The organism is Devosia sp. P1_H9, from assembly GCF_056405135.1.
The window spans coordinates 75,384-94,260 of record NZ_JBFUCQ010000001.1; the positions used below are offsets into that span (position 1 = coordinate 75,384).

Consider the following 18,877-nt stretch of genomic DNA (forward strand, 5'->3'; position numbering starts at 1 on the left):
TTTGCGAGTTCGCCCACGGATGGAGGCAGAAAGAAGGCGCGAAGCCGAAGCTTCGCGCCCCACCGGCGTCAACGACAAGGGAGCGTCAGCCCTCACCGCATCGGCCGATATCTCTACCCACCGGCAAGTACCGGCGGCTCGTTCGGGTAACGGCAGGCGGGCGGAATGGTTGCGGGCTAAAGTGGCGATTGGCGAAGAAGCACTCGCCGGAGCGCAAAACCCCGCGCCGTTGCCGACGCGGGGCCGAGGGTGTGGTGCAAACAACCTCTGCCGGAAGCGAAACTTCCGGTGGAGGTTTTTTAGCAAGACTGCAAAGCGCGGTCATCCCAGGATGCATCGAGGTGGCTACAAGATGCACCGGTCAGTTCTGACGCCGCTCTCCGGGCTGCTCAAATCTTAAGCAGACACTAATTTGGCTGCTCAGAGAACCGGCAGCCAGACGCAGCCATTATGCAACGACCGGCTCGGGCAGACGCGGCGGCGCTCGGAAGATCCCAGCAGAGTCAGCGGCTTACCTGCGATTTTCACTGCTGGCACGGCGATTGCAACTTCCTCCCCGGTGCAAACAACCAAACTGTCGGAGGTAAGTATGACAGGTATCAATCGCATGATGGCCGGGATCGGCCTGGGGGTCGCGATGACTGCCGGGGCGCTCGCGCCCTTAGCTGCTTATGCTGAGGACACCATCAAGGTGGGCGTTCTCCACTCGCTGTCGGGCACGATGGCCATCTCGGAGACCACCCTGAAGGACACGATGCTCTTCCTCATCGACGAGCAGAACAAGAAGGGCGGCCTCCTCGGCAAGAAGCTCGAGCCGGTCGTGGTCGATCCGGCCTCCGACTGGCCGCTCTTTGCCGAGAAAGCCCGCGAGCTGATCGCCGTCGATAAGGTCGCCGCCGTGTTCGGCTGCTGGACCTCGTCGTCGCGCAAGTCGGTCCTGCCGGTGTTCAAGGAACTGAACTCGATCCTCTTCTACCCCGTGCAGTACGAGGGCGAAGAGTCCGAGAAGAACGTGATCTACACGGGCGCCGCCCCGAACCAGCAGGCCATTCCCGCCGTCGACTACCTGATGAGCGAAGAAGGCGGTTCGGTGAAGCGCTGGGTCCTCGAAGCCACCGACTACGTCTACCCGCGCACCACCAACAAGATCCTCGAGCAGTACCTCAAGGACAAGGGCGTGGCCGCGGAAGACATCAAGATCAACTACACCCCGTTCGGGTTCTCCGACTGGCAGACCGAAGTCGCCTCGATCAAGGAATTTGGCTCGGCCGGCAAGAAGACCGCCGTGGTCTCGACCATCAACGGCGACGCCAACGTGCCGTTCTACAAGGAACTGGGCAACCAGGGCATCTCGGCCGAGGACATCCCGGTCGTCGCCTTCTCGGTCGGTGAAGAAGAGCTCGCCGGCATGGACACTTCGGCTCTCGTCGGCCACCTCGCCGCCTGGAACTACTTCCAGTCCGTCGACAACCCGGCCAATGCCGAGTTCATCAAGAACTGGCACGCCTATATCGGCAACGACAAGCGCACCACGAACGACCCGATGGAAGCGGCCTATCTCGGCTTCAACCTCTGGGTCCAGGCGGTCGAAAAGGCCGGCACCACCGATACCGACGCGGTCCTCAAGGCCATCGTCGGGCTCGAAGTGCCGAACCTCACCGGCGGCACTGCCAAGGTCCTGCCGAACCACCACCTGACCAAGCCGGTGCTGATCGGCGAAATCCAGGCTGACGGCCAGTTCGAAACCGTGTGGCAGACCGAAGGCGACGTCCCGGGCGACGCCTGGTCGGACGTGCTGCCGGAAGACAAGGGCATCGAAGCCGACTGGACCGATCCGCTGACCGGTTGCGGCCACTTCGACACCGCCACCAAGACCTGCGGCGCTGCTCCGGCTGCGATGTAATCCGAACCTCCCGGCGACGGCGGCYCCCCGCCGTCGCCACCCACCTCGATTACGCCCCTCTTCTCTGGCGATAGAGCGACCACGATGGCCACCCGAATTCTCACTCTGATAGCCTTCCTGATCGCCGTAGCTTTCGCCCCCCTGCCCGCCCTGGCGCAGGACGACTTTGCCGCGCAGATCAATGCGCTCGGCCCCGGGAGCTTCGCCGATCGCACCAAGGCCATGGACGTTCTTGTCGCGACCGGCGACGAACGCGTGCCGCCGGTGCTGCAGGCGCTGAGCGACGGCAATCTCTACATCCGCGAGGCCGACCAGAAGGTGGTGATCGCCACGAAGGCCGGCGGCGACTTCGCGCTGGTTGACCCGGTCGACGGCACGGACCTCGGCACGGTGCCGAGTGGCGACCTCGATAAGATCAAGACCAACAATGGCCTCCGCGGCAAGATCCGCACCGCCATCGGCAAGATGACGCTGCTGAGCCCGGATCAGCCGACCCGGCTGTCGGCGGCGCAGAGCATCCTGAAGAACGCCGACCCGGCGATGCTGGAACTGCTCGATCAGGCGCTTGCAGCGGAAACCGACCCCGGCATCAAGAGCACGATGGAACTGGCCCGCGCCGTCATCGTGCTGAAGACCGAGGGGGCGCTGGAAGACAAGCGCGCCGCCGTCGAGACGGTGATTTCGCACAACGATCGCGCCGCGCAGAACGTGTTGGTCAACTCGCTGGCCGCGGCTCCGGACGAGCTGAAGCCGACCATCCAGGCCGGCATTGACTCGATCGGCCGGACGCTCGCCGTTTGGGATGTGGGTCAGAACCTCCTCTACGGCATCTCACTGAGCTCGGTGCTGCTGCTTGCCGCCATCGGCCTCGCCATCACCTTCGGCGTGATGGGCGTCATCAACATGGCGCATGGCGAGATGGTGATGCTCGGCGCCTACGTGACCTATGTCACGCAGCTGGTGATCCAGCAGGTGGCGCCGGGGCTGATGGAGTACTCCCTCGCCTTCGCGGTGCCCGCAGCGTTCCTGTTCACCGCGCTGGTCGGCGTCGGCATCGAGCGCGGCATCATCCGCTGGCTTTACGGCCGGCCGCTGGAGACGCTGCTCGCCACCTGGGGCCTGTCGCTGGTGCTGCAGCAGCTGGTGCGCTCGATCTTCGGGCCGACCAACAAGCTGGTGCAGCCGCCCAGCTGGATGAGCGGCACGTTCGATCTGTGGAACCTGAGCTTTACCTGGAATCGGCTCTGGATCATCGTCTTCGCCATCGCGGTGTTCATCGCCCTGCAGATCATCCTCAACCGCACGCCGCTGGGGCTCCAGATGCGCGCCGTGACGCAGAACCGGCGCATGGCCTCGGCCATGGGCATCCGCACCCCGTTCGTCGACGCCATGACCTTCGGGCTCGGCTCGGGCATTGCCGGCATGGCCGGCGTCGCGCTGAGCCAGATCGACAACGTCTCGCCCAACCTCGGCCAAGGCTACATCATCGACAGCTTCATGGTGGTGGTGTTCGGCGGCGTGGGGAACCTGTGGGGCACGCTGATCGGCGCGGTGTCGCTGGGCGTCGCCAACAAATTCCTCGAGCCCTATGCGGGAGCGGTGCTGGCGAAGATCGCCATCCTCATCCTCATCATCCTGTTCATCCAGCGCCGCCCGCGCGGGCTATTCGCCCTCAAGGGCCGGGCGATTGAATCATGATTACGCAAATGCTGTTCCGGGCCCTCGACAGGAAGGCCATCTGGCTCGTCGCGGCGCTTGTCTTCATCGCCATCGCGATTCCGGTCGCCAACCTCGTCATTCCCGAGGGCAACCCGCTCCACCTGCCGAACTACGCCGTGCCGCTGTTCGGCAAGTACCTGAACTACGCCATGCTGGCCTTGGCGCTCGACCTGGTCTGGGGCTATTGCGGCATTCTCTCGCTCGGCCACGCGGCGTTCTTCGCGCTCGGCGCCTACGCGATGGGCATGTACCTGATGCGCCAGATCGGGGCGCGCGGCGTCTACGCCAACCCGATCCTGCCCGACTTCATGGTGTTCCTGAACTATCACGACCTGCCGTGGTTCTGGCACGGGTTCGACCTGTGGTGGTTTGCCTTCCTGATGGTGCTGTTCGTGCCGGGGCTGCTCGCCTTCGCCTTCGGCTGGTTCGCCTTCCGCAGCCGCGTGACGGGCGTCTACCTGTCGATCATCACCCAGGCGATGACCTACGCCCTGCTGCTGGCGTTCTTCCGCAACGACCTCGGGCTCGGCGGCAATAACGGGCTCACCGACTTCAAGGACATTCTCGGCTTCAACGTGCAGGCGGCGACCACTCGAGCCGCGCTGTTCGCCGCGTCCGCCTTTGCGCTCGCCCTAGCGGTGATCATCTGCTCGGCCATCGTCAACTCGAAGCTCGGCAAGGTCATGGTGGCGGTGCGCGATGCCGAAAGCCGCACCCGCTTCCTCGGCTGGCGGCCGGAGAACGTCAAGCTCTTCGCCTTCGTCGTGTCGGCGGTGCTGGCCGGTATCGCTGGCGCGCTCTACACCCCGCAGGTCGGCATCATCAACCCGGGCGAGTTCGACCCCGCCAACTCGATCGAAGCGGTCATCTGGGTCGCGGTCGGCGGGCGCGGGACGATCATCGGGCCGATCATCGGCGCGGTGCTGGTCAATGCCGGCAAGTCGATCTTCACCGGCGCCTTCCCCGACTGGTGGCTCTACTGCCTCGGCGGCCTGTTCATCTTCGTCACCCTGTTCATGCCCAAGGGCATTGTCGGGCTGTTCCAGAAGTTGCGCACCCGCAAGGGCAAGGAAGCGAGCTCCGCCGCCGAAGCCGGCGAGGACCCATCCACCCTGCCCCAGACCAAGACCGCGCCGGAGCCCGCCGAATGACTCACGACAGCTCCGGCACCATGCTCTACTTCAACGGCGTCTCCGTCTCGTTCGACGGTTTCAAGGCGCTGAACCACCTGTCGATCATCGTCCACCCCAACGAGATGCTGGCGATCATCGGCCCGAACGGCGCCGGCAAGACCACCATGATGGACATCATCACCGGCAAGACCCGCCCCGACGATGGCGAGGTGTATTTCGACGGCCGCACCGACCTGACCAAGCTCGATGAGGCGCAGATCGCCAACCTCGGTATTGGCCGCAAGTTCCAGAAGCCCACGGTGTTCGAGAGCCACACCATCTGGGACAACCTGGTGCTGGCGCTGAAAAAGCCGCGCGGCGTGCTCTCGGCCCTGCTCAATTCCGAGAGCGCCGCCGACAAGGCCCGCATCGAGGAAATCCTCGAAACCGTCCGCCTCACCGCGAGGAAGGACGAACTCGCCGCCGACCTCAGCCACGGCCAGAAGCAATGGCTCGAGATTGGCATGCTGCTGGCGCAGGACCCGAAGCTGTTGCTCGTCGACGAGCCGGTGGCCGGCATGACCGACGCCGAAACGGTCGAGACGGCCAAGCTCCTCAAGGACATCGCCAAGACCCGCTCGGTGGTTGTCGTCGAACACGACATGAGCTTCGTCCGCGAACTCGGCACCCGCGTCACCTGCCTCGCCGAAGGCTCGGTACTGGCCGAAGGCACGCTGGACCAGGTCAGCGCCAACCCGATCGTCATCGAAAGGTATTTGGGCCGATGAGCACCGCTCTCTCGATCAAAGCCATCGACCTCCACTACGGCGCGGCGCAGGCGCTGCGTGGCATCACCATCGATGCCAAACCCGGCAAGATCACCGCCGTGCTGGGGCGCAATGGAGTGGGCAAATCGTCGACGTTGCGGGCGGTTACCGGCATCAACAATGTGTCGTCGGGCGAGATCGTCTTCAACGACGAGGTGTTGAAGAAGGCGCCGCCCTACAAGCGGGCTCGGCTCGGCATTGGCTATGTTCCGCAGGGCCGCGAGATCTTCGCGCTGCTGACGGTGAAGGAAAATCTCGAGACCGGCTACGCGCCGCTGAAAGCGGCGGACCGCAATATCCCGGATTACATCTTCGAGCTGTTCCCAATCCTCAAATCGATGCTCGGCCGGCGCGGCGGCGACCTCAGCGGCGGCCAGCAGCAACAGCTGGCGATCGGCCGGGCGCTTGTGACGCGGCCAAAGGTTCTCGTGCTGGACGAACCAACGGAGGGTATCCAGCCCTCGATCATCAAGGATATCGGCCGCGCGCTGCAGTTCCTGCGCGACCAGAAGGGCATGACCATCCTGCTGGTGGAGCAGTATCTGGACTTCTGCCGGGAAATCGCCGACGACATCTACATCATGGATCGCGGTGAAATCATGCATTCCGGCCCGGCCGCCGACCTCGACCTTCCCGAGGTACGCCGCCATTTGATGGTGTAGGCGTGTCGGCAGTTGAAGCCCTGCCCCGCCATCAGCGCGCTCGCGGCATTGGCCGTGTCGCGACGCAGGTGCTGGATGGCCGGACCCGGCTGACCACGCTGTTCCAGGAAGGCTGCGCCAAGATCCGGCTGCCGCATACGCATGACTCGGGCCTCCAGGCGGTGCTGATCAACACCGCAGGCGGGCTGACCGGTGGCGACGACGTTGCATGGGAGGCGAAGGCGGCGCCCGGGGCGAAGCTAGTGCTCACAACACAGGCCTGCGAACGCGTCTATCGCTCGCTCGGCGACGATGCACATGTGCGGACGCGGCTGGAGGTCGGGGCCGGCGCGCGTCTCGACTGGCTGCCGCAGGAGACCATCCTCTACGAGGGCGGCCGGCTGAACCGCAGCCTCGAGGTCGATCTCGCCCCGGACGCCAGCTTCTTCGCCATCGAGGCCATCATCCTCGGCCGCGAGGCCATGGGCGAAGCCGCCCGCGGCGCACAGCTCCGCGATAACTGGCGCATCCGCCGCGGCGGCCGGCTCATCCATGCCGAAGCGACGCGGCTGAGCGCCGATCCGCTGGAGCGGGACGGCCTGTCGCTGCTCGCCGGAGCCGGCTCCTTCGCCACCCTGCTCTACGTCGGCGCTGATGCGGAGCGAAAGCTCGAACCGACGAGAGCGCTGCTTAGCGGGCAATCCGGCGCCAGCGTCGTCGGCGAACGGCTGGTCGTGCGCGCCATCGCTGCATCCGGGCTTGCGCTTCGCAAGATCATCACGCCAATTATCGCCCAACTCTCCGGCGCCGGCGCTTTGCCGCGCCTCTGGCATCTCTAGGACAACTGATGAACCTGACGCCCCGTGAGAAAGACAAGCTCCTCATCTCCATGGCCGCCATGGTGGCGCGCCGCCGCCTCGAGCGCGGCGTGAAGCTAAACCATCCCGAGGCCATCGCGCTGATCACCGATTACGTCGTCGAAGGCGCCCGCGACGGACGTTCGGTCGCCGACCTGATGGAAGCCGGCGCACACGTGGTGAGCCGCGCCCAGGTGATGGAGGGCATCGCCGAGATGATCCACGACGTGCAGGTCGAAGCCACTTTCCCCGACGGCACCAAGCTCGTCACCGTCCACGAACCGATCAGGTGAGCCGATGGCCCTCATTCCAGGCGAAATCTACACCGTCCCCGGCGACATCGAGCTGAACGTCGGCGCCCCGCAGGTGACGATCGAGGTCGCCAATACCGGCGACCGCCCGATCCAGGTCGGCTCGCACTACCACTTCTATGAAACCAATGCCGGCCTGCGCTTCGATCGCGAGCAGGCTCGCGGCATGCGGCTCGATATCGCCGCCGGCACCGCCGTGCGGTTCGAACCGGGCCAGGCGCGCGAAGTTCGGTTGGTGCCGCTGTCTGGAAGCCGGACGGTGTACGGCTTCCAGCAGAAGATCATGGGCAAGCTCTAGCCCGGGGCTAACACAAGGGCGGGGCCGTCGAGCCTCGCCCTTTCCATTCCCGTCGATAATCGACGGCCGTTAGCCCAGCACGTAGATCGTCACGTCGGTCTCGTCCGTAGCAGTGAGGCCGACCACGTCATCGATCGTCGCGCCATAGCTCTGGAGTTGCGCCAGCAACTCTGGCTTCTGCTGGATGAGCGCCTTAAGCGCCTCGAGATCCACTGCGCCGTCACTATCGGCGCTCGTTACGATCTCCGAAGGGCTCGAGACAGTCTGGAAGCTCACGTGGCTAGCTGAAGTCAGCGCGTCAACGGCACTTTCAGCACCAATCGCCAAATTCGCGGTCGAGAGAGCGAGCGCCGTTGCGAGGGCAATTACCTTGAGATCAAACATCGTCCATCTCCATTGTCGTTAAACACAATGGGGATACGCCCCAGACGGGCAGAGGTTTCCTCCTGCCCGTTCACAGTATTTTGCGCGACCTGCGCGTAATTGTCTCGCTAAAGGTCGTTCGCGTAAAGCACGCCGCCGCCGTCGCCCGACACATCTAGTGAGACGATCTGGTCGAGCGTGACGCCGGAATTGCGGATCGCGCTCATTGCCATGGGGTTGATTATGAGGTTGCCCTGCAAGTAGTGCACGTCGCGCTCCTTGAGATCGATCGCCGCGTAGAGCCGCGACGCCGCCTGCTCGGAGCCAGCGAGGGTCGAGAGCCGCACGACGCGAAGGCCGGCCGCATCGCTGGCATGTTCCGCATCGCGCAGGAACTCCGAGCTGCCAATGCCGGCAATGATCGCGTTGATGTCCATGAACTGCGCATAGGCGAACTGCGGCGCCGCCATCAGCAAAGTTGCGGCGAGCGCGGCGACGAATCTCGATTTCATGTGAGCCTCCAAATGACTGGCGCGGATTAGAATATCGGGCTGTGGCGAAATCCCGGCCGAACCGCACACAGCTTTGGCAATCGCAGAAGATTTCGGTTAGGGATGCGCCGGTTTCAATGGGCAGGACGACGATGGCCACCAAGGAAGAAGACTTCAAAGACCGGTTCGTGGCCGTGCTGCAGGATCTGCGCGGCAATGGCGGCAAGGACCCCGAGGCGATGTTCCTGATCGGCAGCCTCGCCGCGCGCCTCGTCGACCGCGCCAGGCAGCCCGGCTGGGCCGCCTACAAGGCCAACATGACGCCGCCGGTCTATGCCAAGCTGCTGAGCGATTTCCAGCAGCAGGGCAACGACTTCCACAAGGAGGGCAAGGCCAAGCACGCCTACGCCATCCAGGTGCTCGCCATCTCGCTGATCGCCCGCAGCCAGAACGATGTTGATGTCCGTGCCGGCGACAGCCTGCTCGACGAAATCCTCGGCTTCCTCATCGCCGCCTATCGCAAGGCCAAGGCTGCCGATCCAAAGCTGAATTGAGCCAAACGTACTCGACTTCAATGCAATAGCGTCCGATCGAGCTTCCGCTTTCTTGAGGCATTCGCTGACGGCTTGGGGGCTCATCGGAGGCCGTTGCATGTGGAAATTCGTGCTCGTCCTGATCCTCGCGTTGTCGGCGCCGATCCCCGCATCGGCGCAGTTGGTTGGCCCCGGCTCGCCCCATATCGGGGGTAAGGTAACCGTCGCGCAGGTGGCCGAAATCCGGCCCGGCACTCGGGTGATCCTCACCGGCAATTTCGTCCAGCGCTATCGCGACGACGTCTATCGCTTCCGCGATGAAACCGGTGAAATCCTGGTCGAAGTCGACCGCCGGCTGTGGCGCAACCGATTGATCGAGCCGCATACATCGGTCCAGGTCACGGGCGAGGTCGAGCGCAGCCTGCTGCGTGCCAGACGGGTCGAGGCCGAACGGATCGTGGTGCTGGAGTAGCACTTCCCCGCCACCCCGCGCCTATCTGCGTAATTGCGCGCCAAATCGCTGGACAGCCTCAATCTTAGGCGGTTGAAATGGCGCCGTCGAGGCGGTCGAAACGACCGTCCTCAGCGTCGCCCGGAAGGACCATCATGCCCGCTCGCATCTCTCGCTCTACCTATGCCCAGATGTATGGGCCGACCACTGGCGACCGGGTGCGGCTGGCCGACACGGAGCTCTTCATCGAGGTGGAGAAGGACCTCACCACCTACGGCGAGGAGGTGAAGTTCGGCGGCGGCAAGGTGATTCGCGACGGCATGGGCCAGAGCCAGATCACCCGGGCGGCCGGCGCCGTCGACACCGTGATCACCAACGCACTGATCATCGACCACACCGGCATCTACAAGGCCGACATTGGCCTGCGCGACGGCAAGATCCACGGCATCGGCAAGGCCGGTAACCCCGACACCCAGCCCAATGTCGACATCATCATCGGGCCCTCGACCGAGGTGATCGCCTCGGAAGGCCGGATCATCACCGCCGGCGGCATGGATGCGCATATCCATTTCATCGCTCCGCAGCAGATCGAAGAAGCCCTGATGTCGGGCATCACCACCATGATCGGCGGCGGCACCGGCCCGGCGCACGGCACGCTGGCCACCACCTGCACCGGCGCCTGGCACATCCACCGGATGATCGAGAGCTTTGACGCCTTCCCGATGAACCTCGGCCTCGCCGGCAAGGGCAACGCCTCGCTCCCCGCCCCGCTCGAGGAGATGATCCTCGCAGGCGCATCGTCGCTGAAGCTGCACGAGGACTGGGGCACCACCCCCGCCACCATCGACAATTGCCTCGCTGTCGCCGACGCCTTCGACGTGCAGGTGATGATCCACACCGACACGCTGAACGAATCCGGCTTCGTCGAGGACACCGTGCGCGCCTTCAAGGGCCGCACCATCCACGCCTTCCACACCGAAGGTGCCGGCGGCGGCCACGCCCCCGATATCATCAAGGTGGCGAGCCTCCCCAACGTGCTCCCCTCCTCAACCAACCCGACCCGGCCCTACACGGTGAACACGCTGGCCGAGCACCTCGACATGCTGATGGTCTGCCATCATCTGTCGCCGTCGATCGCCGAGGACGTGGCCTTCGCCGAGAGCCGCATCCGCAAGGAAACCATCGCGGCGGAGGATATCCTCCACGATATCGGCGCGTTCTCGATGATCTCGTCCGACAGCCAGGCCATGGGCCGCGTCGGCGAGGTGATCATCCGCACCTGGCAAACCGCCGACAAGATGAAGCGCCAGCGCGGCCGCCTGCCCGAGGAAACCGGCGACAACGACAATTTCCGGGTGAAGCGCTTCATCGCCAAGTACACCATCAACCCGGCCATCGCGCAGGGCTTGAGCCGGCACATCGGCTCGGTCGAAGTGGGCAAGCGCGCCGACCTCGTGATGTGGTCGCCCGCCTTCTTCGGCGTGAAGCCCGAGATGGTGATCATGGGCGGCTCGATCGCCGCCGCCCCGATGGGCGACCCCAACGCCTCGATCCCCACCCCGCAGCCCATGCACTACCGCCCGATGTTCGGCGCCTACGGCAAGCTCCGCACCAACTCCTCGGTCACCTTCATCAGCCAGGCCGCCTACGACACCAACCTGCAGGCGACCCTCGGCGTCGCCAAAGGCATGCTGCCGGTCGAGAACACCCGCGGCGGCATCAGCAAGGCGTCGATGATCCACAACTCCGCCACGCCACATATCGACGTGGACCCCGAGACCTACGAGGTGCGGGCGGATGGCGAGTTGCTGACCTGCGAGCCGGCCACGGTGTTGCCGATGGCACAGCGGTATTTCCTGTTCTAGCGGCGGGGCGCTGCGCCGCCGTGAGCGCGCGCCGGTCTAGCCCGCCTGCCAACCTTGCGAGAGGATCAGGAGCACAACCGAGGCCACGAACGTCGTGATCGCCACGACGCCCACGGTGACCACGCTGCCCCTGTAGATCATGTCTGCCTGTTGGTGGTAAATCATTGGGACAACGATAAAAAACATCGCAAAGCAGCTGACGCAGGCCACCAGCAGAGTGATGACGGAGGCCATGAAGAGCTCAGGCCTTGCAGGCACCAGCAAGCCGCTAAACCGTAGATTGGTGGCAACCAAGAGGATTGAAACCGCGGTCGCCATCAGCGTCCTGAAGATCGCCAATAGTTCCTTGATCGACTCCTTGTCACCGTCGTTCATCGGAAGTAGGTCCTGAGCACGGCGACGACATCCACCTCTGCCGGCGACCACTTCCGGCGCCTCTTGTTTCGCTCGATCTTTGAGGACCTGACCGGCAGCGCCTGCGTTGCGCGCCGCTGTGTAACCGCCTCGACGCAGACCTCCTCGAGCCATGCGGCGCCGCTCATGGCCTCGGCGCACCGAATTGGTCGCGTCCAACTGATGGAGATCGAGAACGCATCGACTAACCGCGCCTGCATCTTCTGTAGTGCGTACGAGAATATTCTGGCTATTTCCTCTACGCACCAAGAAACCAGATCAGGAGCAGAATGATCATCGCCAGGATCGTTCAGTATCTGAACGATGACCTGAGTATAGTGCGAACCGACGTGACGAACCACGCCCGTCAGCAACTCATGAAAGTCCGAGCATTGGTCTCCGTCGACCTCGAACCCGTTCGCCCGGAGGGCATTTCGAACGACACCTTCGGAATACTGCTCGACGGTAGCAACTGCACGTCCACCTGGCCAAACCACGCTTCTTATTCCTCCGCGATAGCGCAATAGTACGCATCCCCAGGCGGCAATCAGCTTAGGAACAATGCGAATGTCTTCTCTCGAGTGGCAAACCTGGGATGCGGCCGGCACAGCGCACGCAAATAGGGAGTGCTGACCTGCGAACCGGCCGCGGTCCTGCCGATGGCGCAGCGGTATTTCTCGTTCTAGCGGCTACTTATCCCCGCATCTTTGTTCATGCTACGTTCTCATCGTTGAGTCGGGGAGGACAGCATGGCAGTCGATCTCACAGGCAAGGTATGCCTCGTTACCGGGGCGAGCCGTGGCGTTGGGCGGGGTGTGGCGCTGGGGCTGCTCGAGGCGGGTGCCATTGTGCACATAACGGGCCGGACCGTGCGGGATGGAGAGCACCCCGAGGGCCTTGATCGTGCCGGCTCGCTTGCCTCGGTGCTGAACGAATCTGCCCGCTATCCCGGCCGCTGCGTTGCGCATCGGGTCGACCATGCCCATGACGTGGAGACCGAGGGCGTCGTGCGGCGCGTGCTCGCCGATGAGGGGCGGCTCGACATCCTCGTGAACTCGGCCTGGCCCGGCTACGAGCGCATGGAGGAGGACAACCGCTTCACCTGGGTCGATCCCATCTGGCAGCAGCCGATGTGGCGGTGGGACGCGATGATCGGCGTCGGCGCGCGCTCCTCCTGGTGCGCTATCCGGGTCGCGACCGAGGCGATGGCACGGCAGCGCTCCGGGCTCATCGTCAACATCTCGTTCTGGGCAGCGCAGAAGTTCATGCAGAACGTCATCTACGGCGTCTCCAAGGCCGCCATGGACAAGATGGCAGCCGACGTCGCTCACCAGATGCGCGAGTTCGATGTGGCGGCCGTGGCACTCTACCCCGGCCTCGTCCGCACCGAGGAGGTACTGAAGCACGCCCAGTATTTCGACATGTCGAACTCGGAGAGCCCTGAGTTCCAGGGCCGCGCCGTGGCGCATCTCGCCGCCGATCCGGAGCTGATGGCCAAATCCGGCAAGGTCTTCACCAGCGCAGATCTTGCCCTCGAGTACGGCTATTCGGACATCGACGGTTATCAGCCGCGGCCGAACACGCTGGAGACGGCCTAGCCAGACGGGCCGGTTCTGCTACCCTTCGCTCCTCTGACTCGCGAGGAGGGATCGCCGATGGAAGAACTGGCTACAGCTGCGATGATGCAGAACGTCGACGTTTCCGCGCAGGTCGTTCTTTCGCTGCAGGGCAGCTTCGAGCGGAACATCGTCGAGTACCAGTGCGAGGGGCTCGAACCGTTCTCGGTGGACTTCGTCAATGCCAAGCCGAACTTCCTGGCCATCGTGCCGATCGGGCCCGAGCGGCTGGTGTTCGTCAACGTGATGTCCGGCTCGGGCGTGAAATACGTGTCCGGCCAGTATGAGTTCTGGACCAAGGGCACCGATGCGACGCTCACCGATCTGATGGCCGAGCCGCAGACGCCGGTGAACTGCTCGGAAGCCAACAACACCCCCTGAGTTGAACGATGGACACCAGCGTCGCCCACGATGTGTTCATCCACGTGCGCATCGTCATGGGGACGGTCGTAGGCCTCGGCCTCACCCGCCTGCTGATGGGCACCGCGGGTATCATCCAGCACCCGCAACGCGCCAAGCTGTCGCTCGTCCACCTGCTCTGGGTGCTATCGATCTCGATCGAACTCATCCTGTTCTGGTGGTGGGAGTACGAGCTCGCCGAACTCAAGGTCTGGTCGTTCGGCACCTTCGCCTTCCTGATCGGCTATTCGATTACGCTGTTCGGCCTCGCCGCCCTGCTCTTCCCCGATAGCCTGGCCGACTACGATGGATACGAGGACTTCTTCCTCAAGCGCCGCAAGTGGTTCTTCGCGCTGTTCGGCGCCACGTTTGTCCTCGATATCATCGACACCATCATCAAGGGCGAGCCCTATCTCGACTCCCTCGGCATCGGTTACCTGATCCAGGTGCCGTTCGGCGTCGCGCTCTGTGCCATCGCGGTCTGGACCACTAATCGCCGCTACCACTTGGCGCTGGTCCTGTCCCACCTCGCCTATCAATTCTGGTGGGGCGCCTTTCTCTTTGACGCGCGAGTCTAGGGTGCAGCGCATTCTCTTTGTCTGCAGTCGAAACCGCTTGCGCTCGCCAACGGCAGAGCGCGTCTTTGCCGACTATCCAGGCATCGAGGCTGCGTCCGCCGGCCTCGCTCCAGACGCCGAAGAGCGCCTGACGCCAGAGCATCTGGAGGGAGTCGATATCATCTTCGTGATGGAGCGCGCCCACCGGGCAAAGCTATCGCGTGAGTTTGGCAGGCGTATCAGGTCGGCGCGGATCATCTGCATCGATATCCCCGACGACTACACGTACATGCAACCGGAGCTGGTGGCTCTGCTGAAGGCGCGCGTGACACCGCATTTGCGATGACGGCCGTTGGTAGATAAGCTCGCGGCGAAGGTTGGGAAGCCTCGTTAGTCATTGTGAGTCCCCTATGCCGCAGACGTTCCGCGCGGTTGGCTATTTGCCGCCCGGTGAAGCCGGTACGCCCTTCGACCTCGCCATCCTGATGCACGATGAGCGCCGCGTGCGCCGTCGCATGCTGACGCTGGTGCATGGCGACACCGTGCTGGTCGATTTCCCCGAGCCGGTGACCCTGGCCGATCGCTCGTCGCTGAAGCTCGATGACGGCCGGCTGGTCGAGATCATCGCCGGCGAGGAGCAGCTTTACGACGTCCGCGGGCGGGACAAGGAACACCTGATGCGGCTCTGCTGGCACCTGGGCAACCGGCATTTGAAGACGCAGATCGAGGACGGCCGGGTGCTGATCCTCCGCGATCACGTCATCCGCGACATGCTGCGCGGCCTCGGCGCCACGGTGACCGACGTGACCGAGCCGTTCAGCCCCGAGGAAGGGGCCTATTCGCATAGCCATGAACCGGCCCATGCGCTGCTCAATCGATGACTGATCCCGCTGCGCTGCAGAAACTGGTGACCTGGCTGTCGCCGGCCTTCCCGGTTGGCTCGTTTGCCTGGTCGGCCGGACTTGAGACGGCGATTGCGGATCGTCGCGTAACCGATTCCGAACGCTTGCAGAACTGGATCGAGGGCGCGCTGGCGCATGGGGGCATCCGGACGGATGCGATCCTCTTGGCGCATGCGCATCGCTCCGCGAACGATGCGGCGCTGCTGAGCGAGTTGGCCGACCTGTCGTTGGCGCTCAACGGCTCGAAAGAGCGCTGGCTCGAAACCACCATCACCGGCGATTCCTATGCCCGGGCCATGAAATTCTGGCCGTCGCACGTGCTGGAGTTGCTGCCGCAGCCCTGCCCCTACCCGGTCGCCGTCGGCGCCCTTGCCGCCGGCCACGGGATCGACCTCGCCGACACGCTTCTCGCCTGGCTCACTGCCACCGTCCACGGCCAGATCTCGGTGGCCGTCCGCCTCGTGCCGCTCGGCCAGTCCGATGGCCTCCGTGTCCTCTCCACCCTCGAACCCCGCGTCGCCACGCTTGCGACGTCCGCGGCCACGGCGACCCTTGCCGATCTCGGGGCGATCGCCTACGCCGCCGATATCGCGCAGATGCGCCACGAGACGCTGGAACCGAGGATTTTCCGTTCATGAGCATGGTGATTGCCGCCCTGATCTTTGTCGTGCTGCTGGCGGTGGCGCTCGCGCATCTGCTCTGGTCGGTCGGCAGCCCCTGGCCGATCCGCGATCCGGAACTGCTGGCCCGCACTGTGATCGGCAAGCCCGGCGTCACCCGTGTGCCGCGTTTCGCCTCGCTGGTCGTCGCCATCCTGGTGCTCGCAGCGGGCGTCATCGCTCTGTCTCTCGCCGACCATGCGGCCGGCGGCGTCGGCCTGACGCTGATCGGCGTCGTGCTCGCCGCCGTGTTCCTCGGCCGCGGCGCCATCGGCTATACCGAGCGCTGGCGCACCGCCTTCCCGGTCGAGCCGTTCGCCACGCTCGACCGCAAGAACTATTCCCCGCTCTGCCTCGCGCTGGGCGCCGGCTACCTCCTCCTCGTCATCATGAGGCTCATATGAAATCGCTCAACGGTCCCCTCCGCGTCGGCATCGGCGGCCCCGTCGGCTCCGGCAAGACCACGCTTTGCGAAATGCTGCTGAAGGCGATGCGCGACCGCTACTCGATGGCGGTGGTCACCAACGACATCTACACCAAGGAAGACGCGCTGATCCTCAACCGGGTGCAGGCGATATCGGAAGATCGCATCGTCGGGGTCGAAACCGGCGGCTGCCCGCACACCGCCATCCGCGAGGATGCGTCGCTCAATCTCGCCGCGATTGCCGACCTCAATCGCAAGTTCCCCGACCTCGACATCATCCTGATCGAGTCCGGCGGCGACAATCTCGCCGCGACCTTCTCGCCCGACCTCGCCGACATCACGCTCTACGTGATCTCGGTGGCGCAGGGCGAAAAGATCCCGCGCAAAGGCGGCCCGGCCATCACTCGCTCGGACCTGCTGGTCGTCACCCACACGGACATCGCGCAATACGTGAACGCCAGCCTCGAGGTCATGGAAGCCGACACCAGGAAGGTGCGCGAAGGCCGGCCTTACGTCTTCGCCGACCTGCTGCGCCGCGAAAACCTCGACGAGATCATCAGCTTCATCGAACAGCAGGGTGGCCTAGCCCCAGCGCAGGCGGCGGAATAGCGGTTACGCGCCCACCGAGATCACGTGGGTGACGAGGTTACTGTCCTTGATGTGATGGACGAGCAGCCCCGGCGGATCGGTTGCCGGCATCTTCCGTCCACGCGCCGCGAGCCCGCCCATCGGCGCGATCGAGGGCGCCAAGGCCGCCGGCAGCCCGGCAAAGCGCGTGAACATCGGCCGGTGCAGGTGACCGCAGCCGATCCCGAGCACGGTGTCGCGGGCGTCCTCGATCACCGCAGCGAGCCCCTCCTTGTTGCGGCAGTCGATCGTCTCGTACTGATCCATGCCGCAATCGAACGGGTGCTGGTGGAGAAAGATCAGCGCCGGCGCGCCGCCCGAGTTGAGCCGTGCCTCGAGCCATCCGAGCACCGGTGTCGCATCGCCGTGTGCCGCGCCCGGCACGATCACATCGAGCCCGATCAGCCTGACTCTGTCGCCGACCTCGACGACGCGGTTGAGCGGTCCATCGGCCGGCCCGCCGAAAACCTCGCGCATTGCCTCGCGGCTGTCGACATTGCCCGGCACCACCAGCACCGGCGCGCCGAGCGCAATGAGGCGTGCTTTCACCAAGGCGTAGTTGGCGGGGTAAGAGTTGTTGGCGAGGTCGCCGCTGACCGCCACGGCATCAGGCCTGAGTTCGGCAACCCACCGCAGCACCCGGTCGAACCGCTCGAGCGAGGAGGTTCCGTCGAGATGAATATCGCTCAGCTGGGCGATGAGCATGTGCGGGACTCGCTGATGTTGCGGTGCGAACTTGGCCCGCGCTTCCCGCCAAGGCAAGCGAGCGCCGGGCGGTTGCCCGCCCGGCGTGCTGGATCAGTAGAGGAATATCTCCGGGTTCCCCTTGGGATCGGCCACCGCCACCACGCGGTTGATGTCGATGTTGTGGGTCTTGAACCAGCCAGTCAGCCCGGCATCACCCTGGATCGCAGCGCGGAACTTGGTGAGATCGGCGTTCTTGCTGGTCTCGGCGCTGGCGATCTTGGTCAGGTCGGCCGGCTGGTACAACTGCTTGGTGTCGAACACCTTGACGCTCGTCGCCTTGTCGAGGAAGGCGAGATCGCCCGCCGTCCACTCGCCGATCATGCTGACGAGGTTGCTCACCGGCAGCGCATCGGCTTTCGCCGCGCTGACCACGGTGGCACTGTCACTGGCGAGGGCCATCGCCGGCGCGGTCGAAACCAGCGCGGCGAGGACGAGGGCAATCGAGGTCTTGAGGTTGATGTGCATTTTAGTCTCCATACGGGTCTGTTTTGGGCCGCAGGGCTAGCTCATGCTGAGCGAGCGGTCATCGGCGTGATTAGCGCGTCGACGGCAGGGATATCGCTCCCCGACCGCGGCGGATGTTGGGGGGCATCGCGGAGTTATTTAGCCGGAACAACGACGAATTCTTGTTCGCCTTGAAATAGTCTAATCATTAACGATCGTTAATCTTCGTAAGCTTTATCACGAGAAGTAGAGTATGAGCGAGATAGCCGACTACATCTTGCTGCGCCGCGATCTCACGGCCTCCATCCCGCCCGCCCAGTGGCCAGCGGGCGTGACGCGCGTTGCCTTCGACGTGGCGGACGTAAAGGCCATCCACGTGCTGATGCAGCGGGCCTATAGCAGCGGTTTCGGTGGGGTCGTGCCGGACTGGCTCGACTGGTGGGAGACGCTGCGGGCGGACAGCGAGTTCGACCGCGGCCTCTGCTTCGTCGCCAAGGCCGACGACGAGGTGGCGGGTTTCTGCCTCTGCTGGACCTCGAGCTTCGTCAAGGACCTGGTCGTGGCGCCGGAATGGCAGGGACACGGGCTCGGCGCGGCGCTGCTGACGGACGCAATGTGCGCCCTACACGCCCGTGGCGCAACGGAGGTGCGGCTGAAGGTGGGCGACGGCAACGCCCGCGCACGACGGCTGTATGAGCGGATCGGATTTGCGAAGGCCTGACCGATAGTGACGGCCCC

Annotated in this window: 25 protein-coding genes; 20 read left to right on the plus strand and 5 right to left on the minus strand. The window is 64.5% G+C overall.

From position 1 onward, the window contains the following. Positions 1–637: 637 nt before the first annotated feature. The 8 genes from urtA to AC1DYL_RS00380 all read left to right on the plus strand — a co-directional run bounded on the left by urtA (position 638) and on the right by AC1DYL_RS00380 (position 7,668). Entirely contained in the window at positions 638–1,903 is a 1,266-nt protein-coding gene (urtA, locus tag AC1DYL_RS00345) for an urea ABC transporter substrate-binding protein (protein WP_477172018.1), read from the plus strand. Positions 1,904–1,987: 84 nt separating this feature from the next. Then, positions 1,988–3,601, plus strand: a complete 1,614-nt coding sequence (gene urtB, locus AC1DYL_RS00350; RefSeq protein ID WP_477171630.1) for an urea ABC transporter permease subunit UrtB — start codon at positions 1,988–1,990, stop codon at positions 3,599–3,601. Next, positions 3,598–4,773 carry an urea ABC transporter permease subunit UrtC gene (urtC, locus tag AC1DYL_RS00355; RefSeq protein WP_477148985.1) on the plus strand — a complete coding sequence of 392 codons (1,176 nt, stop codon included), beginning with the start codon at positions 3,598–3,600 and terminating at the stop codon, positions 4,771–4,773. Before urtB ends, urtC begins: the two co-directional genes overlap by 4 nt. Continuing rightward, positions 4,770–5,522, plus strand: coding sequence for an urea ABC transporter ATP-binding protein UrtD (gene urtD / locus AC1DYL_RS00360; protein ID WP_477171631.1), 753 nt, complete (start codon positions 4,770–4,772; stop codon positions 5,520–5,522). Before urtC ends, urtD begins: the two co-directional genes overlap by 4 nt. Beyond that, entirely contained in the window at positions 5,519–6,223 is a 705-nt protein-coding gene (urtE, locus tag AC1DYL_RS00365) for an urea ABC transporter ATP-binding subunit UrtE (RefSeq protein ID WP_477171632.1), read from the plus strand. Before urtD ends, urtE begins: the two co-directional genes overlap by 4 nt. A gap of 2 nt (positions 6,224–6,225) precedes the next feature. Next, complete coding sequence (locus tag AC1DYL_RS00370; protein WP_477171633.1) at positions 6,226–7,041, plus strand: urease accessory protein UreD; 816 nt, start codon at positions 6,226–6,228, stop codon at positions 7,039–7,041. 8 nt (positions 7,042–7,049) lie between these two features. After that, positions 7,050–7,352, plus strand: a complete 303-nt coding sequence (locus AC1DYL_RS00375; protein WP_477148981.1) for an urease subunit gamma — start codon at positions 7,050–7,052, stop codon at positions 7,350–7,352. 4 nt (positions 7,353–7,356) lie between these two features. Then, the gene (locus AC1DYL_RS00380) at positions 7,357–7,668 is read left to right on the plus strand and encodes an urease subunit beta (protein WP_477148980.1); all 312 of its coding nucleotides are present in this window, start codon (positions 7,357–7,359) and stop codon (positions 7,666–7,668) included. Positions 7,669–7,737: 69 nt separating this feature from the next. Here AC1DYL_RS00380 and AC1DYL_RS00385 read toward each other — a convergent pair whose 3' ends face one another. Together AC1DYL_RS00385 and AC1DYL_RS00390 are read right to left on the minus strand one after the other, a co-directional pair. Further along, positions 7,738–8,052, minus strand: coding sequence for a hypothetical protein (locus AC1DYL_RS00385; protein ID WP_477171634.1), 315 nt, complete (start codon positions 8,050–8,052; stop codon positions 7,738–7,740). Between the two features lie 107 nt (positions 8,053–8,159). Beyond that, on the minus strand, positions 8,160–8,543 hold the full coding sequence (locus tag AC1DYL_RS00390; protein ID WP_477171635.1) for a hypothetical protein: 384 nt from the start codon (positions 8,541–8,543) through the stop codon (positions 8,160–8,162). 131 nt (positions 8,544–8,674) lie between these two features. On the opposite strand from AC1DYL_RS00390, the gene AC1DYL_RS00395 reads away from it, so the two are divergent. The 3 genes from AC1DYL_RS00395 (at position 8,675) to ureC (ending at position 11,371) form a co-directional block, all read left to right on the plus strand. Continuing rightward, positions 8,675–9,076: a hypothetical protein gene (locus AC1DYL_RS00395; RefSeq protein WP_477171636.1), complete on the plus strand. Its 402-nt coding sequence runs from the start codon at positions 8,675–8,677 to the stop codon at positions 9,074–9,076. A 97-nt stretch (positions 9,077–9,173) separates the two neighbouring features. Next, a complete protein-coding gene (locus AC1DYL_RS00400; protein WP_477171637.1) occupies positions 9,174–9,527 on the plus strand; it encodes a YgiW/YdeI family stress tolerance OB fold protein in 354 nt (117 codons plus the stop codon). 134 nt (positions 9,528–9,661) lie between these two features. Beyond that, complete coding sequence (gene ureC / locus AC1DYL_RS00405; protein ID WP_477171638.1) at positions 9,662–11,371, plus strand: urease subunit alpha; 1,710 nt, start codon at positions 9,662–9,664, stop codon at positions 11,369–11,371. 36 nt (positions 11,372–11,407) lie between these two features. Here ureC and AC1DYL_RS00410 read toward each other — a convergent pair whose 3' ends face one another. Continuing rightward, the gene (locus AC1DYL_RS00410) at positions 11,408–11,746 is read right to left on the minus strand and encodes a hypothetical protein (RefSeq protein ID WP_477171639.1); all 339 of its coding nucleotides are present in this window, start codon (positions 11,744–11,746) and stop codon (positions 11,408–11,410) included. Positions 11,747–12,513: 767 nt separating this feature from the next. Between AC1DYL_RS00410 and AC1DYL_RS00415 the strand changes: the two genes are divergently transcribed. The 8 genes from AC1DYL_RS00415 to ureG all read left to right on the plus strand — a co-directional run bounded on the left by AC1DYL_RS00415 (position 12,514) and on the right by ureG (position 16,930). Continuing rightward, positions 12,514–13,362 (plus strand): SDR family NAD(P)-dependent oxidoreductase, encoded by an 849-nt coding sequence (locus AC1DYL_RS00415; protein WP_477171640.1) that lies wholly within the window; start codon positions 12,514–12,516, stop codon positions 13,360–13,362. 57 nt (positions 13,363–13,419) lie between these two features. Then, positions 13,420–13,761, plus strand: coding sequence for an MliC family protein (locus AC1DYL_RS00420; RefSeq protein ID WP_477171641.1), 342 nt, complete (start codon positions 13,420–13,422; stop codon positions 13,759–13,761). Positions 13,762–13,769: 8 nt separating this feature from the next. Continuing rightward, positions 13,770–14,357, plus strand: a complete 588-nt coding sequence (locus tag AC1DYL_RS00425; RefSeq protein ID WP_477156707.1) for a hypothetical protein — start codon at positions 13,770–13,772, stop codon at positions 14,355–14,357. A gap of 1 nt (position 14,358) precedes the next feature. Further along, positions 14,359–14,682, plus strand: coding sequence for a low molecular weight protein tyrosine phosphatase family protein (locus AC1DYL_RS00430; RefSeq protein ID WP_477171642.1), 324 nt, complete (start codon positions 14,359–14,361; stop codon positions 14,680–14,682). A 64-nt stretch (positions 14,683–14,746) separates the two neighbouring features. Continuing rightward, on the plus strand, positions 14,747–15,217 hold the full coding sequence (locus AC1DYL_RS00435) for an urease accessory protein UreE (protein ID WP_477171643.1): 471 nt from the start codon (positions 14,747–14,749) through the stop codon (positions 15,215–15,217). Beyond that, positions 15,214–15,876, plus strand: coding sequence for an urease accessory protein UreF (locus AC1DYL_RS00440; RefSeq protein WP_477171644.1), 663 nt, complete (start codon positions 15,214–15,216; stop codon positions 15,874–15,876). The genes AC1DYL_RS00435 and AC1DYL_RS00440 overlap by 4 nt, the downstream gene beginning before the upstream one ends. Continuing rightward, positions 15,873–16,301, plus strand: a complete 429-nt coding sequence (locus AC1DYL_RS00445) for a DUF3995 domain-containing protein (RefSeq protein ID WP_477171645.1) — start codon at positions 15,873–15,875, stop codon at positions 16,299–16,301. The genes AC1DYL_RS00440 and AC1DYL_RS00445 overlap by 4 nt, the downstream gene beginning before the upstream one ends. Continuing rightward, positions 16,298–16,930 carry an urease accessory protein UreG gene (gene ureG / locus AC1DYL_RS00450; protein ID WP_477148965.1) on the plus strand — a complete coding sequence of 211 codons (633 nt, stop codon included), beginning with the start codon at positions 16,298–16,300 and terminating at the stop codon, positions 16,928–16,930. The genes AC1DYL_RS00445 and ureG overlap by 4 nt, the downstream gene beginning before the upstream one ends. A 3-nt stretch (positions 16,931–16,933) precedes the next feature. On the opposite strand, the gene AC1DYL_RS00455 is transcribed toward ureG, so the two are convergent. Next, positions 16,934–17,653, minus strand: coding sequence for a metallophosphoesterase (locus tag AC1DYL_RS00455; protein WP_477171646.1), 720 nt, complete (start codon positions 17,651–17,653; stop codon positions 16,934–16,936). A gap of 93 nt (positions 17,654–17,746) precedes the next feature. Next, positions 17,747–18,160, minus strand: a complete 414-nt coding sequence (locus tag AC1DYL_RS00460) for a hypothetical protein (protein ID WP_477148963.1) — start codon at positions 18,158–18,160, stop codon at positions 17,747–17,749. Between the two features lie 232 nt (positions 18,161–18,392). Here AC1DYL_RS00460 and AC1DYL_RS00465 point away from each other — a divergent pair, with 232 nt between their 5' ends. Next, a complete protein-coding gene (locus AC1DYL_RS00465) occupies positions 18,393–18,860 on the plus strand; it encodes a GNAT family N-acetyltransferase (RefSeq protein ID WP_477148962.1) in 468 nt (155 codons plus the stop codon). Positions 18,861–18,877: the final 17 nt, after the last annotated feature.